Origin of the sequence: Kitasatospora sp. HUAS MG31 (genome assembly GCF_040571325.1) — a bacterium.
GTDB lineage: Bacteria > Actinomycetota > Actinomycetes > Streptomycetales > Streptomycetaceae > Kitasatospora > Kitasatospora camelliae.
Genome location: NZ_CP159872.1, coordinates 499,764 through 518,509 on the forward strand (window position 1 = coordinate 499,764; position 18,746 = coordinate 518,509).

General features: G+C 73.0%; 11 protein-coding genes and 3 pseudogenes. 7 read left to right on the top strand and 7 right to left on the bottom strand.

The window, feature by feature from the left end; translation table 11 throughout:
* Nucleotides 1-102: 102 nt before the first annotated feature.
* Complete coding sequence (locus ABWK59_RS02430; RefSeq protein WP_354637589.1) at nucleotides 103-900, top strand: DUF4328 domain-containing protein; 798 nt, start codon at nucleotides 103-105, stop codon at nucleotides 898-900.
* Between the two features lie 82 nt (nucleotides 901-982).
* Nucleotides 983-1,426 carry an SRPBCC family protein gene (locus tag ABWK59_RS02435; protein ID WP_354637590.1) on the top strand — a complete coding sequence of 148 codons (444 nt, stop codon included), beginning with the start codon at nucleotides 983-985 and terminating at the stop codon, nucleotides 1,424-1,426.
* A gap of 491 nt (nucleotides 1,427-1,917) precedes the next feature.
* Here the strand turns inward: ABWK59_RS02435 and ABWK59_RS02440 are convergent, their stop codons facing one another.
* Complete coding sequence (locus tag ABWK59_RS02440; RefSeq protein WP_354637591.1) at nucleotides 1,918-2,808, bottom strand: methyltransferase domain-containing protein; 891 nt, start codon at nucleotides 2,806-2,808, stop codon at nucleotides 1,918-1,920.
* 191 nt (nucleotides 2,809-2,999) lie between these two features.
* On the opposite strand from ABWK59_RS02440, the pseudogene ABWK59_RS02445 reads away from it, so the two are divergent.
* Together ABWK59_RS02445 and ABWK59_RS02450 are read left to right on the top strand one after the other, a co-directional pair.
* Nucleotides 3,000-3,169, top strand: a pseudogene (locus tag ABWK59_RS02445) (IS5/IS1182 family transposase); the annotation flags it as partial.
* A 33-nt stretch (nucleotides 3,170-3,202) separates the two neighbouring features.
* Nucleotides 3,203-3,922, top strand: coding sequence for a DUF6193 family natural product biosynthesis protein (locus tag ABWK59_RS02450; RefSeq protein WP_354637592.1), 720 nt, complete (start codon nucleotides 3,203-3,205; stop codon nucleotides 3,920-3,922).
* 62 nt (nucleotides 3,923-3,984) lie between these two features.
* Here the strand turns inward: ABWK59_RS02450 and ABWK59_RS02455 are convergent.
* The 4 genes and pseudogenes from ABWK59_RS02455 to sph all read right to left on the bottom strand — a co-directional run.
* A pseudogene (locus ABWK59_RS02455) lies at nucleotides 3,985-4,463 on the bottom strand (IS5 family transposase); the annotation flags it as partial.
* 764 nt (nucleotides 4,464-5,227) lie between these two features.
* Nucleotides 5,228-7,471: a M4 family metallopeptidase gene (locus ABWK59_RS02460; protein ID WP_354637593.1), complete on the bottom strand. Its 2,244-nt coding sequence runs from the start codon at nucleotides 7,469-7,471 to the stop codon at nucleotides 5,228-5,230.
* Nucleotides 7,472-7,762: 291 nt separating this feature from the next.
* Nucleotides 7,763-8,252 (bottom strand): annotated as a pseudogene (locus ABWK59_RS02465) (alpha-L-fucosidase); the annotation flags it as partial.
* Nucleotides 8,253-8,545: 293 nt separating this feature from the next.
* Nucleotides 8,546-9,553 (bottom strand): sphingomyelin phosphodiesterase, encoded by a 1,008-nt coding sequence (gene sph / locus ABWK59_RS02470; RefSeq protein ID WP_354637594.1) that lies wholly within the window; start codon nucleotides 9,551-9,553, stop codon nucleotides 8,546-8,548.
* Between the two features lie 407 nt (nucleotides 9,554-9,960).
* Here sph and ABWK59_RS02475 point away from each other — a divergent pair, with 407 nt between their 5' ends.
* Nucleotides 9,961-12,840, top strand: coding sequence for an ATP-binding protein (locus ABWK59_RS02475; RefSeq protein WP_354637595.1), 2,880 nt, complete (start codon nucleotides 9,961-9,963; stop codon nucleotides 12,838-12,840).
* Between the two features lie 116 nt (nucleotides 12,841-12,956).
* On the opposite strand, the gene ABWK59_RS02480 is transcribed toward ABWK59_RS02475, so the two are convergent.
* Nucleotides 12,957-14,126 carry a GDSL-type esterase/lipase family protein gene (locus ABWK59_RS02480; RefSeq protein WP_354637597.1) on the bottom strand — a complete coding sequence of 390 codons (1,170 nt, stop codon included), beginning with the start codon at nucleotides 14,124-14,126 and terminating at the stop codon, nucleotides 12,957-12,959.
* A gap of 521 nt (nucleotides 14,127-14,647) precedes the next feature.
* Between ABWK59_RS02480 and ABWK59_RS02485 the strand changes: the two genes are divergently transcribed.
* Complete coding sequence (locus tag ABWK59_RS02485; protein WP_354637598.1) at nucleotides 14,648-15,121, top strand: ATP-binding protein; 474 nt, start codon at nucleotides 14,648-14,650, stop codon at nucleotides 15,119-15,121.
* A 13-nt stretch (nucleotides 15,122-15,134) separates the two neighbouring features.
* The gene (locus ABWK59_RS02490; RefSeq protein WP_354637599.1) at nucleotides 15,135-15,548 is read left to right on the top strand and encodes a recombinase family protein; all 414 of its coding nucleotides are present in this window, start codon (nucleotides 15,135-15,137) and stop codon (nucleotides 15,546-15,548) included.
* Between the two features lie 142 nt (nucleotides 15,549-15,690).
* Here the strand turns inward: ABWK59_RS02490 and ABWK59_RS02495 are convergent, their stop codons facing one another.
* A complete protein-coding gene (locus ABWK59_RS02495) occupies nucleotides 15,691-18,729 on the bottom strand; it encodes an alpha-mannosidase (RefSeq protein ID WP_354637600.1) in 3,039 nt (1,012 codons plus the stop codon).
* Nucleotides 18,730-18,746: the final 17 nt, after the last annotated feature.

Genomic DNA, 18,746 nt, shown 5'->3' on the forward strand with positions numbered 1-18,746 from the left:
GACCGGGGTCGGAAATCCGTTCGACCTGGGGTTTCCCGTTCCGCGATACCCCGTCAGCCGCCGTCCGGCGGCGCTCCGTTCACCGGACCGGGAGTCCCCTCTTTGCTCTGCTCCACCTGCGGTGTCACCCCCGCCGCCTCCCCCGACGCCCGCTGCCCGGCCTGCCAGGGCCCGGGCGCGGCGGCCACGACGACGGCGGCCGCCGCGGCCTGGGCCGTACGGGCCCCGTTCTCGGACGTCGGCGGCATCGGCACGGTCCTGGTGATCCTGTTCGCGCTGTGCGGAGTGCTGGACCTGCTCTCGGTGGCGGCGGACCTCAACGTCCGCTCGGTCATCCAGGACCTCGTCGCGAACGCGCCGGTCTCCGCCGCGGAGATCGACGACGCGGACGGCACCCAGGCGGCCGTCGGCGGCCTGCAGACCCTGATGTACCTCGCCACCGGCGTCACCTTCCTCGTCTGGTTCCGCAGGGCCCGGCTGAACGCCGGACTCCTCGACCCCGAGGAGCAGCGCCGGGGTCCCGGCTGGGCGGTGGGCGGCTGGTTCGTCCCGGTGGTCCACCTGTGGTTCCCGCGTCAGATCGCCGGGGACATCTGGCGGGCCAGCCGCCCGAGGACGGCGGCGGGCTGGGCGGAGCAGGTCCCGCTGACCGTGGTGAACCTGTGGTGGGGCGCCTGGCTCGTGGGCACGGCCGGCGGCCAGCTGGCCGCCCGGCTCGACCTGCGGGCCGAGACGCCGGACGAGCTGCTCGACGTCGCCGGGTACCTGGCCTTCGCCGATCTCGCGGCGGCGGTCTCCGCGGTGCTGGCCGTGCTGTTCGTCCGGCGGCTGACGGCGATGCAGACCGACCGGATCCGCACCCTGACGGCGGTCCCGTACCCCGTCGGTCTGCCGGTCTGAGGCGGGGCCCACCGGCCCGGAGGCGGCCGGTGGGGAGCTCTGGGATCCTGGCCGGGGAGCCCCACGCGGAGCGAGGTGCGACATGTCCGGAGAGTTCGAGGCCAGCGTCGAGGTCGACCGCCCGGTGGAGGAGGTCTTCGCGTACCTCGCGGACGGCCGGCACGACCCCGAGTTCAGCCCCCGGGTCCAGGAGATCCGCAGGACGCCGGACGGTCCCACCGCCGTCGGCACGCTGTTCCGCAGCACGGTGAAGGACGCGGGGATGAAGACCTCCCGCGAGTTCCGGATCACCCGGCTGGAGGCGCCGCGGACGGTGCGGTGGACCGAGCAGAGCCACAACCTCATCACCGCCGAGGGCGGCTACGACCTGGAGCCGCTGCCCAACGGGCACACCCGGGTCCGGGTGTTCAACGTGCTGGAGGGCCACGGCCTCGGGAAGCTCCTGGTCAAGCCGGCCGTGCACGCCGCCCGTAAGGACGCGCCCGCGTTCGGCCGGCGGATCAAGGAGGCCGTCGAGCGGTCCTGAGCGCCGCCGGTCCTCGGCGCCGCCCGTCCTCGGCGCCGCGTGGACGGACCCGGGCTCAGGCCGCTTCGGTGGTCCGGTCCGGTCCGCCACAGCAGCGGCAGGGCCAGGGCGGCGAGCACGGCGGGCAGGCCGGCCACGGCCATCGCCCGGCCGGTGCCGACGGCCTGGACCTGCCGGTAGGCGGCTTCCAGGGCCTGGGCGGTGGACGGGTCCACCACGGAGAGGATCCGGTCGGCCGGCTCGGAGTCGGTGACGGCGTTGCCCAGCTGCTGCGCGTCGGCCTCGGACAGTCCGGCGGCCTTGGCCCGGTTCACCGCCTGGTCGCTCTCCACCGCCTGCTGCACGGCGACCATCACCGCGACGCCGAAGGCGCCACCGAGGATGCTGCATGCCCGAGGCGGTGCCCGCCGGCTCCTCGGGCGGCCCGGCCGGCCGGGCTCTCCATCGCCGGCATCTTCCTCCGGTCCGCCCGGGGATCCGAACGAAACCGCCTAACCGAGTGCCGGAGGGTGCTCGGCCGGACGGCGTCCCCAGGCCGAGATCAGCGGCGCGAGTGTCAGGTCGAGTTCTCCCGCGTGGATGGCGGCCAGGTGCGCGTCGATCTCGGCGTCATCGGTCAGGCCGGCCGCGAGCAGCTCGCCGCGGACGTGCCGGATGGTCGCCGCCTCCAGCCGGTCGCAGGCCGGCCCGCCGACCGGGAAGGAGCCCGCCGCGGCGACATCCACCAAGCCGGCCTCACGCAAGGCCCGCGGCAGTGTCCGGCCGTAGCGCAGGTCCGCGCCGCGGCGCGCCAGCAGCTCCCGGACCGCGTCGCGCAGCCGGTTGGCCCGCCGCTGCGCGGGGCCGCTCTCGTCCAGGCATGCCAGTGGCTGCAGAGCGGTGTCGGCGTCCTCGACCAGCAGCCAGCCGCCGGGCCGTAGCGCTGCCGCCATCGTGGCCAACGCGCGAGCCCGGTCGGGTACATGGACCAGCACGAGCCGGGCGTGCACCAGATCGAACGTCCCCGGCTCCGGGGGCGGATCAGCGGCGACGTCGTGCCGGCGCACCTCGTACCCGTCGCCTGCCTTCAGCCACGACGGGTCGATGTCCGTGGCCAGCACGTGCCCGGTCGGACCGACGGCCGCCGCGAGCGCCTCCGGGATACCGGGGCCGCCGGCCCCCACTTCCCAGCACCGCGAGCCGGCCCCGACCCCCAGTCGATCGAAGTGCCCGCGCGTCACACCGTCGAACAGCTCGGCCAGCCAGACGAATCGCTCGCCCGCCTCGGCGCGCGCGTTGTCCAGCAGGTACCCGCAGGCGGGAGCGGACTCTCCGCCGAGCGCGGTAGTCCCGTCGATCGGATCCCGGCCGGCGTCATGCGGCGGGCGAGGCAAGGAGGTCATGTCTCCAGGGTCAGCCTTCCCGGGCACCAGCGCTACGACGACGGGAGAGGGATGTCTCACACCGCCGGCGAACGCCGGCTGAGACCACACACCGACGCTGTCCCACTTTTAAGGCGTGTCCGTTTGATGGGCTGAGTAGTTGATCTGACGTTTCTGTCCTGCTGGTGGTCAGTGATGCGATGTGAGGCCGGATCGAGCCGTTGGTGCCGGCCTGTCCGGTCCGGTGGTGGCGGTGGTGGGCCGACCATCGGCGCACGCTGGAGGCGATCGCGTGGAAGTACCGCACCTGCTCGCCCTGGCGTGGCGTTCCGGAAGGGCTCGGACTCGTTCAGGACCGCGCAAGAGGTTGCTGTGGTGGGCGGTCCGTTGACACGCTCGGCGGCATACTGAGGGGATGAACTTCGGGGTGGGGTCTGGCGGGAGCAACTGGGGTCGCGGGGTACTGCGGGAGCTGCTGAGGCAGACGGCGGAGGTGGGCGGGGTCGTCCTGCACGAGTCGGACGATGAGTGGGGGTCCCTAGCGAAGTACGTCGACGCGGGGCTCGGTCGGCGGGTGACGGTGTATCCGCCCGACGAGCAGCACCGGGCCTTCCGGGTGGTCCTCGCAAGCGACCTTCCGAGTAACTTCCCGCGCCTGGCCGGCGGGTGGACCGCCGATCCGGCCGAGGTGGTCAGGGCGGTGGTGGCCTGGACCGGCGGAGCGGGGCTCGAGGAGACCAAGGCGCAGGCCCCGTGCATCGAATTTCGGCCATGGGCTCTCGTGCACGAGCGGGAGCCGTTCGGCGGGGTTGAGTTGGAGTGGCACCTCCAGTTGGACCGCATCCACTTTCCGCCGGGCGACCGGGACCTACGCACGCATGCGTTGCTGGCCGCGGCGTACGCCCAGCCGGTGCTCCGCCGGCTGACACCTGCGACCAGCATGATGAACGTCTGGTTCTCCACCAGTGTCAGGGCGAACTGGAAGACACATGTCGGGCACATCCTGTGGGTGCACGAAAAGGGGGTCTACGGGGTACACAACGGGAGCGAGGTGATCGCGCGCTTCGAGACGGCGGAGGAGGCCGTCGCCCTTGTGGTGGCCACCCTGCCGGAGGGGATCGGGCTGGCACGTTAAGGGTGATCGGTCACAGGCCAGGGCACGCTCCAGGCGAGGCAGGGCCTACGGACTCTCCTTGGTCATCTGCGGAGCCACATGAGGATGGCTGCGAGGTGGAGTGCGGCCTGGTAGGCGATGGCGAGTTCGTCGGTGCGCATGGCCAGGCCGCGCCGCTGCTTCAGGCGGCTGATGCACCGCTCGACCGTGTTCCGCTCCTTGTAAGCCTCACGGTCGAAGCCGGGCGGGCGGCCACCGCGTGCGCCGCGCCGCAGCCGGTGGCGGACCTGGTCCACCGGTTGCGGGATGACCGCACGGATGTACCGGTCGCGCAGGTGGGAGCGGATCCCGCGGGCCGAGTAGGCGCGATCCGCGATCACCTTGTCGGGCCTGGGCGCGGTCACCCGAGACCGGTTCGGGGAACGTGGAGCGCGGCCATGACGGTGGTGAACGCGGGTGCGTCGCCCGCCTGTCCGGCCGTCACGACGAGGGCCAGTGGGCGGGCCCAGGCATCGCTGGCCAGGTGGACCTTGGTGCTCAGGCCTCCCCGTGAGCGGCCGCCGGACACCATCCGACGACGCCGAAGCCCTGCCGCCGGCGGTGGTTGCGCGTGGACACCTGGGAGCCGCAGCCGGGACTGGAGCCCTCCCCCATGGCGGGTGCGGTCGAAGAAACCGAAACGGCAGAGGGTTCCGGCACACCTTGATGCGACCTCGGTCGCCACTCCGGACGAAGGTCGTGACCGCAGCCCGTACGGTTCCGAACACACGGACCGCCCCCTCCTGCGGCGACGTCAGCCCGACACCGACACCACCGGCCGTGACCACCGTCGCCGGTGGGGAGAGCACACCCGCGCGCCGCAGGTGCCGCTCGGCACGCTGCAGCGGCTCACCCAGACTCTCCTCGTCGCCCGAGTGCGCGGGCAGCACGTCATCAGGTGGGGTTCGCCGACGAGCGGGCGCTGCGGCGAGCGGTCCAACACCGGCACGGCATGGGGCCGACGGAGCTGCGGAGACGAAGAGCGAACGGGCCGCGGCCGCCCCGGCCTGAGCGGCCCGGTTGCCGGCTCCGGCGGCGGTCTGGCCGGGGCTGGGCCGCATGGGCGGGGTTTGCGAGGCGGGAACGGGCGGGGGCGGCGGGCGAACAGGCAGGGCACCTTGTGGGTGGCGGCCGCAGTGTGGTGATCACCGGGGCGACGGACGGGATCGGTCGGCCGGCCGCGCGGTGCTCCTGGCCGCGTACGCCGTACGAGTCCGAGTGCCGGTGCGCGGGAGGGCCCGCGCCGGTCGGCGCGGGCCCTCGCGTTGCCGGGCACCGGTCAGCTGGTCAGAAGGTCAGCTTCCAGCTGTTGATGTAGCCGCTGTCGCTGGAGTACATGTCCTGGACCTTGAGCCGCCAGGTGCCGTTGGCGGTCTCGCTGGAGGCGTTCACCGTGTAGCCGGCGACCACGTCGTCCGCGGAGTCGGTCATGTTGGCGTCCTTGAGCCGGTACGCGGTGCCGTCGGGGGCGACCAGGTCGACGACCAGGTCACCGCGCCAGGTGTGCTTGATGTCGACGTCCACCTTGAGGGTGCCGGGCGCGTTGCCGGAGATCCCGCTGACCGGGATGTCCGAGTACACGGCCGCGCCCTGGTCGGGGATCTGGACGTCGGCGGTGTTCTCGAAGGTGCTGGTCGGGGAGACCACGTTCCAGGTGAACGTCGCCGTGGAGCCGGCGCCGGTGCTGTCGGTGGCCTTGACCGTGACGCTGTTGGTGCCGAGGGCGGTGGGGGTGCCGGAGATCAGGCCGGTGGAGGCGTTGATGGCCAGGCCGGCGGGCAGTCCGGTGGCGCTGTAGGCGAGGGCGCCGGGGTTGGTGCTGGTGGCCTGGATCTGGAGGCTGGCGGCCTTGTTGACCAGGGTGGTCCGGGTGCCGGGGTTGACGACGGTGACGCCCTGGACGATGCGGCTGCCGACCGCGATGCCGGCCCAGGCGTTGGCCGTGTTGGCGTACGTGACGCTGTTCGTCCCGTACAGGTCGGCGGCGGCCTTAAGGGTGGCGGTGCGGGCACCGGCGTAGTCGGTGGTGGAGGTCATGTACGTGGTCAGCGCGCGGTACCAGATCCGCGCCGCGGCGTCCCGGCCGATCGGGGTGACGGGCAGGTTGTCGGCGGTCGGGCTGTTGTAGGAGACGCCGTTGACCACCTTGGCGCCGCTGCCCTCCGAGGCGAGGTAGAACCAGTGGTTGGCCGGGCCGGAGGAGTAGTGGACGTCGATCGACCCGATGCCGGAGTACCAGGAGTCCTTGGACCTGCCGTCCTTGGAGGGCTTGTCCATGTAGCGCAGCGGCTTGCCGTCGCCGAAGATGTTGATCTTCTCGCCGACCAGGTAGTCGCCGGGGTCGACGGCCGAGTTGACGTGGAACTCCACGGCCGCGGCCATGATGTCGGAGGTGGCCTCGTTGAGGCCGCCGGACTCGTCGGAGTACTCGAGGCCGGCGGTGGCGGCGGTGACGCCGTGGGTCATCTCGTGCGCGGCGACGTCCAGCGAGGTCAGCGCGTTGGCGTTGTTGTCGCCGTCGCCGTAGGTCATGCAGAAGCAGTCGTCGTCCCAGAACGCGTTGACGTACGAGTCGCCGTAGTGCACGCGGGAATACGCGCCGACGCCGTCGCCCTTGATGCCGCTGCGGCCGTGGACGTTCTTGTAGTAGTCCCAGGTGGCCTGGGCGCCGTAGGCGGCGTCCACGCCGGCGGTCTGGCGGTTGCTCTGCTGGCCGTTGCCCCAGACGTCGTCCGCATCGGTGAACAGCGTGCCGGTGCCGTCCTCGGCGCCCTTCAGGTCGTACGTCTTGTGGTTGCCCCGGCCGCCGTCCGTCATGGCCCAGGTCGTGCCGGACTTGGTGGTGCCGATGGTCACCTGGCCGTTGTACTGGCCGGTGCCGGTACCGGTCTCGATCGCCTGGTGCTCGAAGAGCTTCTCGCCGGTGGCGGCGTCGGTGATCACGTGCAGCTTGCTGGGCGTGCCGTCGTGCTGGAGGCCGCCGACCACCGTCTCCCAGGCCAGCACCGGGGTCCCGGTCGCCGCCCAGATGACGGACCGCGCCGAGTCGGCCTTCGCCTCCTTGGCACCGGCCGCCTCGGCCCGGCCGACCGAGAAGCTCTTCACCGCCTCGGCGCTGAGGGCCGGCATGGTGGAGGCCACCGCGACCGGGGCCTCGGTGGCCTTGTCGACGCCCTTGATCGCGCCGTCGGGGGCAGTGTGCACGACCAGGTCGCCGCCGAGGACCGGGAGTCCGGAGAAGGTCCGGTCGTAACGGGTGTGGACCGTGCCGTCGGCGTCCTTGAGCACCGAACGCGGCTTCAGTGTCTCGCGCGCGTCCAGCTGCAGCGCGGCGGCCGTCCGGGCGGCGGAGGACTCGGCCGCGGTCAGCAGCGCGGACTGCTCGCCCGCGCTGAGCGGGGCGGCCAGCGCGCCGGCCAGCGGCTGGACGGAGAGCGTCACCGACTGGACGGAGTGGTCGGTCCCGGCGCTCGCGACGCCGGCGGGGAGGGCGACGGCGACCAGCGCGGCGCCGACGATCCAGGCACTCACGGCCGCTACCTTGCGGGGGGAACGTAGCAACGGAACTCCTTGTGCGACGGCCCGGGGTGGGGCCGGTGACGGCCGGACGGCTGGTCGGCCACCCGGACTGGACTGGAGGTGCGTTGGTGCTGTGTGCAGCGCGGATTGGTACGGACATGTCAGTCCGAACCAACCGAGCGGCATCCTCGCCGAGGAATCGTCAGGGTTGCTATCCGTAGCCCCGGTTCGACGAGCACCTACAAATGGCGGCAGCACCCCCGTGTGGCGAAGGCGCGGCTCCGCGCTGGATGACCCCGGGGATCAGTCGCGGCCTCTCCCGCGGTACAGGTCGAGTTCGCCGTCGAGTTCCACCGCGAGCACGGTGGCGTGGTCATCGAGGTCCTGCGCCGCGGGGGCATCGATCCAGACGACCCCCGGAACCCCTCCATGGCCACCGGTGACGCGATGGCGGAGTTCCGTGCCCCTGCCGACGACCGTCACGCGCTCGATCCGGTTCCGTACACCGCGCAGAGCCACCCGCGCGCAGGGCGTCGAAGCAGATCAGATACAGGATCCGGCCGTCGAGGGAGAGCGTGGAGGGACCGTAGTGGTACCCGGGCGGCAGCCCGGCCACGGTTCCGTGGACGGCCTCGTCGTGCTTGGACATCCAGGCGCCCAGGCCCTCCAGGCGCTCCGCCTGCTCCGGTGTGATCGTGCCGTCCTCGCGGGGGCCCACGCCCAGGAGCAGGTTGCCGCCCATGGCGACGGTCTCGGTGAAGTACCGCACCAGCTGACGTACCGACTTGTGGTTGGACCTCCAGGCCCTCAACAAGTCCTGCCGCCGCGAACTGGGCACCTCTCCCCAGGCGGTACGCCGACAGTCCGGCTGCTGAGCACACGCACCGGACCGGTCCGACGGTACGCGGGACGGCCGGTCCTTTCGCAGCACCTCCGGCGGTCCCGGGCACAGGAGCCGGCGGACCATCCTGCGCCGCCCGTTGGAGGCGGGCACGCCGGACGCGGGCGGCCGCGCGCATCGGGGACGTGCGCCCCCGGGGGTTCGCGGCCGCCCGCGCCGTGGTGCGGGTTGTGGTGCGGGCGGCGTCAGCCCGCGATCACCGGGTAGTGGTCGGACAGGTCGTTGTACGTGTACTTCTTGCCCCAGCTCCACACCGACCACGGCTCGCTGTGGAAGCGGTGGACGTCGTTGGTGTACTCCTTCGGGCGGGCGTGGTCGGCCCGGTACAGCACGTAGTCCAGGTCCTCGTTCGGCTCACCCTCGTAGCGGTAGGCCGCGATCGAGTTGTCGGTGATGTCGAAGGAGTCCCACCATCCGGTGCGGTCGCTCGCCGGCGCCAGGTTGCCGTCGGCCAGCATGGAGTCGTACTCGGAGCCGTGGGAGTCCACGTTGAGGTCGCCGGCGACCAGGACCGGCTCGGAGGCCGGGATCCGCTTGTTGTCCAGGAAGGCCCGGATCGTCTTCAGCTGGGCGGCCCGGACGGTGGCCGGCTGGCCGCTGGAGCAGCCCGAGTCGGTGGACTGCAGGTGGGTGCCGACCACGTGGGTGCGCACCCCGTTGACGTTCAGCACCGCGTAGACGAAGCCCTTGTTGGACCACCAGTCGGCGCCGCAGGCGTCCTTGAAGACGTACTGCTCCTTGCGCAGGATCGGCCACTTGCTGAGCAGGGTGACGCCGCCGTCCTCCGGGGTGGTGGAGCTGTAGTTGCCGCTGGTGGCGTCCCAGCCGCTGGTCGACCGGCCGACCACCGGGGTGTGGTACGGGTACTCGTCCGACGCCCGGGCGACCAGCGCGTCGGAGGCGGCGTTGTCGAACGCCTCCTGGAGGACCACCACGTCGTGGCCCTGGAAGAAGTCCGCGTCGGCGATCGCCTGGGCGCGGTGGTCCTGGCCCCAGTTCGGGTACAGGTTCTTGCTCATCAGGAAGACGTTGTAGGTGAGCACGTTCAGGGGCGCCACGGTGGTCTGCGCGCCCTTGGTCTGAGTGGCGGCCTGGGCGGTGGGGGCCAGGGCCAGCGGAGTGACGGCCAGGACCGCTGCGGTGAGGGCCGCGGCGGCCGTGCGCGAGGTGCGGCGGGTGAGGGGCTGGGACATCGATACTCCGTGCCGATGATGTGGGGGACTCGTCGAGCCGACGAGATGTTGTGTAGTCAACTCGTGGTTCCCCACGGGTTTCAGGACGCCTGTCGAGCATCAGATGAACTCAACCGGAACAGGAACTGCCGATCGTCGGGGCGGCGGGCGGGGAGAAACTCACACCAAGAGGCGGGCCCAGGACAGGCGGAGGACCTGCGCTTCGACTCCGCGCCGCCGGACGAGCGGGTACCTCCCAGCCGGGTCGGGTGGACTCCGGTACGTCGGCGACGAGGTCCACGTCGTCCGCGTGTCTCCTGATCAAGGAGGTCGTATCATCGACTCCACAGCTTCGGATCACGCCGGCCTGCACCGGCGGCCGGGAGAGGACCGGAGCAGCCCGGCGCACGGGCAGGAGGCTCACTGTCGTGGCGAAGGTCGTCGAGCAGGGCCCGCCCTCTCCGGGCGGGGATCTCCCGTTCGTGGGGCGGCAGCGGGATCTCGACCTGCTGCTGGCCGCGGTCCGGCACCCGCCGGCGGTCGTCCTGGTCGAGGGCGAGGCCGGGATCGGCAAATCCCGTCTGGTGCGCGAGGCGGCCCACGTGCTGTCCGGGGAGGGCGGCCCGGTCCTCATCGGCTTCTGCCATCCGCTGCGCGAGCCGCTCCCGTACGGCCCCGTGGTGGACGCGCTGCGCAAAGCCGGCGACCGGCTGCCCACGGCGGGCGTCCCGCCCACGACCGGCGCGCTCGCCCCGCTGCTGCCCGACCTGGCCGGCCGCTTGCCACCGCCCCCCGAGCCGGCTCGGGACCCCCACCTCGAACGCCAGCGGCTGGTCCAGGCCGTCCGGTCCTTCCTCGCCGTGCTCGGGCCCGCCGTGCTGGTGGTGGAGGATCTCCACTGGGTCGACGAGGCCACCCGTGACCTGCTCCTGATGCTCGCCCGGGATCTGCCCGAGAAGCTCGCCCTGGTCCTCACCTACCGGGCGGAGGACCTCGCTCCCGGGATCCCGGTGCTCGGCTCCGCGTACCGCCACCCGCCGGGGGTCAGCGGGACCACCCTCCGGCTCGGCGCCCTCGGCGAGGAGGACATCCGGGATCTGGCCACCGCCACTCTCGGCCACCACGCGACCCGGGCCCTCGGCCGGGCCCTCTACCAGCGCAGCGAGGGGCTGCCGTTGGTGGTGGAGGAGGACCTGATCACGCTGCGGGAGCAGGGCAGGCAGCGCGGCTACCAGGGCGCGGAGGAGCGGCTGCACCGGGCGGACGCGCCGGCCGGCCTGCGCGAGGCGGTCACCGAGCGGCTGGTGACGCTGTCCCCGGCCGGCGTGGCCGTGGTGGACGCGGCCGCCGTGCTCGCCGTCCCGGTTCCGGAGGCGCTGCTCGCGGCGGTGGCCGGGCTGGACCCGGACGAGGGCGCCGAGGGGATCATCGAGGCGGTGGCCGCCTCTGTCCTGCGGGAGACGGACGAGGGCCGGTACGCCTTCCGGCACGTGCTGGCCCAGCAGGTCGCCTACCGGAACGTCCCCGGGCCGCGGCGCAGGCGGCTGCACCAGCGGGCGATCGATGAGCTGCGGGCCGGGCACCCGGTCCCGCTGGTGCAGGTCGCCCACCACACGCTCGCCCTCGGCGACCGGCAGGCGTGGCTGCGCGCCGCCGAGGCGGCCGCCGACCAGGCCGTCGCCGTCGGCGACACCGGCACCGCGGCCACCCTGCTGCGGCAGATCCTCGCCGAGCCGCACCTGGACGAGCTCCGCTCGCGGGCGGCCCTCGCGCTGGCCCGGATCGCGGCCCTGGGCTCCGACTACACCGCGAACGCCGCGATGCTGCGCCGCATCCTGTCGGAGCAGCGGCTGCCCGAGGCCACCCGGGGCGAGATCCGGCTCGGCCTCGGCCTGCTCCTGGTCACCCACGCCGGGGACCGGGCGGGATTCCGGGAGATCGAGCAGGCCGCCGACGAGTTGGCGTCCCGCCCGGAGCGGGCGGCCCGGGCCATGATCGCCCTGGCCATGAACGAGTGGGACGGCGCGGTCGAGCAGTCCGAGAAGTGGATGACACGGGCCGAGGCCGCGGTCCGCGACAGCCCGGACGACGGCATCCGGGCCGCCGTTCGCGCGACCCGGATCACCCTGATGGCCAAGGAGGGCGACCCCGCGGTCTGGGAGCTGCTGGAGCAGTTGCCCTGGGAGTCCGAGGACCAGGCTGTGGTCCAGCAGATCGCCCGGGCCGTGCACAACGCCGGGGCGTATACCGCCGAACTCGGCCAGGACACCCGGGCCCGGCGGCTGCTGGCCGGGAACCAGGAACGCGCCGACAGGTCCGGCATCCCGTACCTGGAGGTGTACGGGCGCTCCGTCCTGCTCGGCCTGGACTACCTGGGCGGCCACTGGGACGGCCTGGAGGGACGTCTCGCCGCGCTCGCCGAGGAGTACCCCGACCTCGACCTGGTCGGGGTGGAGCGCGCCCTGCTCCTCGGCGGGCTGGCCGCCGCCCAGGGGCGCAGCAGCCAGGCGTTCGAGCACTTCCGCGCGGCGGCGGCGTACGGCGAGAGGCACTCCGAGGTGAGCGTGGCCTTCCGGTCGGCGGCCGGGCTGGTCGGCCTGTGGCTCGCCGCCGGCCGGGCGGAGGAGGCCGCGGCCACCGCCGGGCCGGCGGTAGCCCTGCTGCGCGAGACCGAGGCGTGGCCGAGGAGCGCCGGTCTGCTGCCGGCGGCGGTCGAGGCGGCGCTGGCCGTCGGGGACCGCAGCGGCGCCGAGCGGCTCGCGGACGAGGCGGAGCACGGGCTGAGCGGCCGGGAGACCCCGGCCGGGGACGCCGAACTCCACCTGGCCCGCGGCCTGCTGCTGCGCGACGCCGCGCCCGAGGAGGCGGTTCGGCACTTCACCCGGGCCCGTCAGGGGTGGCAGGAGATCGGCCGCCCGTACGAGACGGCCCGAGCCGACGAGCGGCTGGGGCGGATCGAGGCGGCGCTGCGGCCCGGCGCGGAGCCGCGGCACCTGCTCGATGCGCTGGAGACGTACACCCGGCTCGGGGCGTCGGCCGACGTCGTCCGCTGCCGGCACCGGCTGAGCGGACTCGGGACGGACCGACCGGCTCCCCCCGGCCGCCGAGGGTACGGGGACCGGCTCTCGCCACGCGAGCGGGAGGTGGCCGAGTACCTGGCGCGGGGGGCGACCAACCAGGAGATCGCCACGGCGCTGTTCCTCTCACCCCGGACGGTGGAGCAGCACGTGGCGCGGGTCCTGAGGAAGCTCGGCACCCGGCGCGGCGCGGTGGGCGGGGCGCTGCGCGACCTGGAGGACGGCGGCTGACCCGCGGCCCGGGCGCACGGTTACGTGTACCGCGGAGGACGAAGCGACGGCCGTCCCGGGACCGTGGCGGCGCCCGTGAGGGGACGCCGCCGTGGCCGTGGCCGCCCGACCGGGGGTCAGTACCGCGGGGCGAGGTGCACGCCGGAGGTGCCCTGGTTCGCGGTGTTGTGGCAGCTGAAGCTCTCGTCGGCGGGCTCGTCCTTGATCAGGGCGAGACACCGGCCGAGGGCCAACTGCCCGTAGTAGTTGGGGTGGACGGATTCCCGGAGGATCCCCTGGCTCATTCCCGTGGTGAGGAATCGGGCCCACTCGCTGGTGCTCGCGGACGGGGCGTTGCTGCTGGTGGCCAGCCGGGAGGCGGAGGAGCAGACCTCGTGGCCCTGGAACAGGTCCTGGAGGTCGAGGAACTGGACCTCGCGGTCGGCGGCGACCTCGGCGAGCCTCTCGGACATAGCCGGGACCAGGCTGTCGCGGACCCAGTTCGAGTCGCCGTCGCCGATCGGGCAGCCGCCGCTGGTGGTGCGGCTCCAGCCGCTGGACGGGTAGCGGTTCTCGGAGGCGCGCGGAATCGGGGACGGGTACGACTGCAGGACGATCCGGTAGTCGGAGCGGTCGTAGCCGGCGTCGTCCATCACGGCGCGGATCTCGTCCAGGGCGTTTCCTACGCCCGCGATGGCGGCGCCCATCTTGGAGTCGATCGACTTCTGCTGGGCGGACCGGCAGGAGGACCAGACCTGGTAGCTCTTGACGCACGCGGCGATCACGTCCTGGAAGCCCAGGTCGTTGCCGCCCACGGAGAGGACGACCAGGTCGATCCTGCGCCTCGCGGCGAGGTCGGCGAGCTGGTCGGCCTGCGGCCGCTCGCCCTTGAAGTACTCGCCGCCGCTGCTCTCCCGGAGGATGTTCTCGGTCTTCGCGCCGGAGCAGGCGAGGTTCACGGCCTCCTCGGCGCCGAAGGCGCTGATCACCTCGGCGGAGTCGGAGCGGTCACAGCCGTTGGCGTAGCTGCCGCCGTAGATCGTGGTGGCGTCGTAGCTGCCGCCGGTGTACGCACGGTCGGTGCCGTCCCGGCTGCCGGTGAAGGTGTCACTGTTGCCCTTCCAGCGGCCCGCCTCACCGGAGATGAAGCTGTCCCCGAGCGAGACGGCGATCGGGGTCTCGTCCTCGGCTGCGTGGGCGGGGGCTGCCGGGACGAGCACGCCGGCGGTGGCGAACGTGAGGGCGAGGGCGGCTGCGGTACGGCGCACGCGGCGGCCGGACACGGCCGGGTCGCTGCTTCGGTGCATGACGGCTCCTGGGCTCGGCCTCGCGGCGTACGGCTGCGAGGCACGGGAGGGGTGGGGGAAGGGCCCGGCCGGAATGGTGGGGCGGCAGGGCGCAGCCGAACGGCTGGGGAATCGCGCAGCCGAACGACTGTGAGGAAAAGGGGACGGCCGCGGCGAGATGGGCAGCAGGTCCGGCCGTCCGGGCCTGACGGAAAAAGTCAGACCGCGTGGGTAAATGTTGCATCCTGTCGCTGTGTTACCGCTAGGTATCGTGAGCAACTTTCTCGCTCGGTAGTCGCCCGGATCGGCTCCGTGGTCGATCGTCAACGACCCGTCATCCGGGAGGGGTTACGAGACCCGGCGGCTCGTGCAGCGGGCTGCGCGTCCCCACGGCACGCTCCGTAGTTCCGATCGCCGGCGCCCGCCCACGGTTACGTATACGTACTCCAGCCGACCCTGATTGTCCCCCTACATGCGGCGGCGGCATCGTCGTCATTACCTCGTACATGCACCACCGGCGGGGGGCCGTTCCGGGAGCTGACATGGCCATTTCCTCACTTCGCCTCGCAGACGCCGACCACGACCGGCCTCCGGCCCTGCCACCCCATCGCCGTCCGCAGGCGGTCACGCTCCGCGACGCTCCGGCGTCACCGTCCGCGGTCCCGGCTCTGCGACGCTTCGCCTGTGACACGGCCCGGCGGTGGGAGATCCCCGACGAGGCCGTCGACCGGCTGGCCCTGGTGGTCACCGAGCTGGTCACCAACGCGGTGCTGCACAGCGACAGCCCTGACGTCCTCGTCGCGATCGAGTTCGACGGAGCGGTCCTGACCGTCGAGGTCAAGGACTCGGGGACGTGGCGGAGCCGTCGGTCCGCCCGCCGCATCGCCGAGGACGACGTCACCGGCGGGCGCGGCCTGGACCTGGTCGGGCGCTCCACCACCTGGTGGCACGCCTTCCTCTCCCCGCTCGGCACCCGCGTCGTCGCCTGCCTGGCCGTCCGCCCGCTGACTGCCTGACGAGGGCCGACCCATGGCGACCACACCCTATGCACCCGCTTCCCTGCCGCCCGCCGCCTACCTGCGGTGGCTCCGACCCGAGGAGGCGGCCCGGCACGGCCAGCGCGAGGCCCTGCGGCGCTTCGCCGCCCGCCTCGGCGTCCCCGCCCCGGTTTTCTACGAGGACCACACCAGCCCGGGCGCGGACGCCACGCGCTGCCCGCCCGCGTTCGAGGCGCTCGTCCACGCGGTGATGGGCGGCTCCCACCGCCTGCTGCTGATCCCCGGGCCCTGGGTGTTCTCAGGTGGCGAGGCCCGCGTGCGGCTCGCGGTCCGCGTGCTGACCGCCGCCGGCTGCGGCCGCATCCTCATGCTCCCCGCCCCCGGCGGGCCGGCCCGCCTCCGCCGGATGCGCGAGGGCGCCCGGCCCGCCCGGGCCCCTCGCTGAGCGCGCCGCGCTCCCCCGACGGATCGCCGTGCCGGGGAGGGCGGGGCACGGGGTGCCGCCCCCGTCCCGGGTGTTGGGGGGTCCGGGGCGGGGGCGGCGGGGTGCCGGCCTTGGTGGGGGTCAAGGGCCGGCGGTCCGGGGGTTACCGGTGCGGACGGGGGCGCAGCCGGAGGGTGAGGATCTGGAACGGGCGCAGCGTCAGGGACACCTCTCCGGCGCCCGTGCGCGCCGCCGGGTCCTGGCCGGCGTCGAGTTCGCGTTCCAGCAGGTCGGTCACGGTGACCGAATCCAGGGGGAATCCGCAGGTCAGGATCGCCTCGGCGCGCCCGCCGTGAGCCTCGTAGAGGCGGACGACGACGTCCCCGGACCGATCGTCGGCGAGCTTGACGGTCTCGATGACGACGGCGTCTGCGTCGGCCGTGACCAGCGGTGCGACCTCGGCGGAGCCGGGGACGACACGTTCGGGGAGGTTGAGACCGTAGCCCTCCCGCACGGCGTCGGCGATGTCGGCGCCGACGACGAAGCCGTACCGCAGGCGGTGCCTTCCCCGGTCGGCGTCGGGGTCGGGGAAGCGGGGTGCGCGCAGCAGGGTGAGGCGGACGGTGGTGGTGGTGCCGCCGTCGGGGCGGACGTCGCGGGTGACCTCGTGCCCGTAGGTGGAGTCGTTGACCAGGGCGGCGCCCCAGCCGCGCTCGCCGACGTGCAGGAAGCGGTGGGCGCAGACCTCGAACTTGGCCGCGTCCCAGCTGGTGTTGGTGTGGGTGGGGCGCTGCACGTGCCCGAACGGGATCTCCGCGCTGGAGTGATCGGCCCGGACGTCGAGCGGGAAGGCGGCCTTGAGGAGCTTCTCCGTCTCCTGCCAGTCGATCTCGGTGTCGACGTCCAGGCGGCGGGCGCCCTCGGCGAGCGAGACCACCTGTTCGATCCGCGAGTCGCCGAAGGTCCGGACGATGCGGACGCCGCCGTCCTCGGCGGTGACGGACTCGGCGTCCACCAGGTCGTGGACGGTGTTGCGGTAGAACTCGTCGATGTCCCAGGCGTCGTACTCGTTGGGGAAGTCCTGGTGGAGCTGGAGGAGGTTGGCGGCGGCGCCGGGCGGCAGGGCCTCGCGGCCGGCCGCGAGGTCGAGGGCGGAGGTCAGCAGGCCGCGGCCGTCGATCCGGACCCGGACCAGGCCGTTGTTCAGGACGAAGCCGTCCTCGCACGGCACCGGGGCGACCGGGCCGGACGGCGTGTCAGCCCGGAGTGCGGCACCGAGGGCGGGGACGCCGTCGCGGGTGTACGGCGAGGCGTTGAAGACGACGGACTGCTCACCGCTGCCGGCCAGGGCCCGCTGCGCGGCGTCGACGATCGCGCCGAGCTCGGCGAGGACGGCGGCGTACGTCTGCTCGGCCTCGCGGTGCACCCAGGCGATGGAGGAGCCGGGCAGGATGTCGTGGAACTGGTGCAGCAGGACCGTCTTCCACAGCCGGTCCAGCGCCTCGTACGGGTAGGGGTGGCCGACCCGGACGGCGGCGGCCGCGCACCACAGCTCGGCCTCGCGGAGCAGGTGCTCGCTGCGCCGGTTGCCCTGCTTGGTGGGCAGCTGGCTGGTGAGGGTGCCCCGGTGGAACTCCAGGTACAGCTCGCCGACCCACACCGGCGCGTCGGGGTACTCGGCGTGCGCGCGCCGGAAGAAGTCGGCGGGTGTCTCGATGGCGAGCCGGGCGGAGCCTTCCAGGTCGGCGAGGCGCTCGGCGCGGCCCAGCATCTCGCGGTTGGGGCCGCCGCCGCCGTCACCGTAGCCGAAGGGCAGCAGCGAGCTGTTGGCCACGCCCTTGTCCTGGAAGTTGGCGACGGCGTGGGCGAGTTCGGCGCCGGTGACCTCGGCGTTGTAGGTGTCCACCGGGGGGAAGTGGCTGAAGACGCGGGTGCCGTCGATGCCCTCCCACCAGAAGGTGTGGTGGGGGAACTTGTTGGTGGTGTTCCAGGAGATCTTCTGGGTGAGGAACCAGCGCACCCCGGCGAGCTTCATCAACTGGGGCATGGCGGCGTTGTAGCCGAAGGTGTCCGGCAGCCACATCTCCTCGGTCTCGACGCCGAACTCGTCCAGGTAGAAGCGCTTGGCGTGGGTCAGCTGCCGGGCGAGGGCCTCACCGCCGGTGATGTTGGTGTCGGGTTCGACCCAGAGGCTGCCCACGGGGAGGAACTGTCCGGCCGCGACCTTCTCCTGGACCCGGGCGTAGATCTCGGGTCGGTGTTCCTTGAGCCAGGCCAGTTGCTGGGCCTGGGACATGGCGAAGCGGAACTCCGGGTGGTCGTCCATCAGCTGGAGGACGTTGGAGACCGTGCGGGAGACCTTGCGGACGGTCTCGCGCAGCGGCCACAGCCAGGCGGTGTCGATGTGGGCGTGGCCGACCGCGGAGACGCGGTGGGCGCTGGGTGCGGCGGGCGAGGACAGCGCGGGCCGCAGGACCTCGCGGGCGGCCGCCGCGGTGCCGGTGATGTCCTGGAGGTCGACGGCGTCCAGGGCCTGCTCGACCACCTGGAGGAGCTGCCAGCGCCGCGGATCCTGCTCCGGCAGGGCGAGCATCAGCCCGCCGAGGACGTCCAGGTCCTGGACGAGTTCCCAGACCTGCCGGTCGAAGACCGCGAGGTCCGCCCGGAGCACCCGGTAGAGCGGGTCGGGGGCGGGGGTGCCGCCGTCCAGCCAGCCGGGGCGGTCGCCCAGAACGGTCGGCAGGTGGTCGTCGCACAGGACCGGGTTGCTGGCGGCCTCGATGTAGTAGGTGAACTCCTCACCGCCGGCGGCGGGGTCGCCGACCGGCACCCAGGCGTTGCGCGGGTTGAGGGCCTTGATCACGGTGCCGTCGGCGCGGTGGACCAGGCCCTCGGCGGAGAATCCGGGGCCGGTCTTGTTGAAGCCGATGTCGAGGACGGCCTCGACCCGCTGCCCGGCCCACTCCTCGGGGACGCGGCCGGTGATCCTGAACCAGCTGGTGGACCAGACCGGTCCCCAGCGGTGGCCGACCGTGATCGGCCGGTAGGGCGCGGCCAGCGCCTCCGGGACCGTGACCGGTTCACCGGGCACGTCCCAGATCTCGACCCGGAGCGGGACGGTGCGGGCGTGGACGGCGGGCCGGATCCGCTCGTTCAGGACCCGGTCGAGTCGCTGCTCGATGAGGCGGCGCTTGCTGTGCACGGGTTACTCCGTAGGGG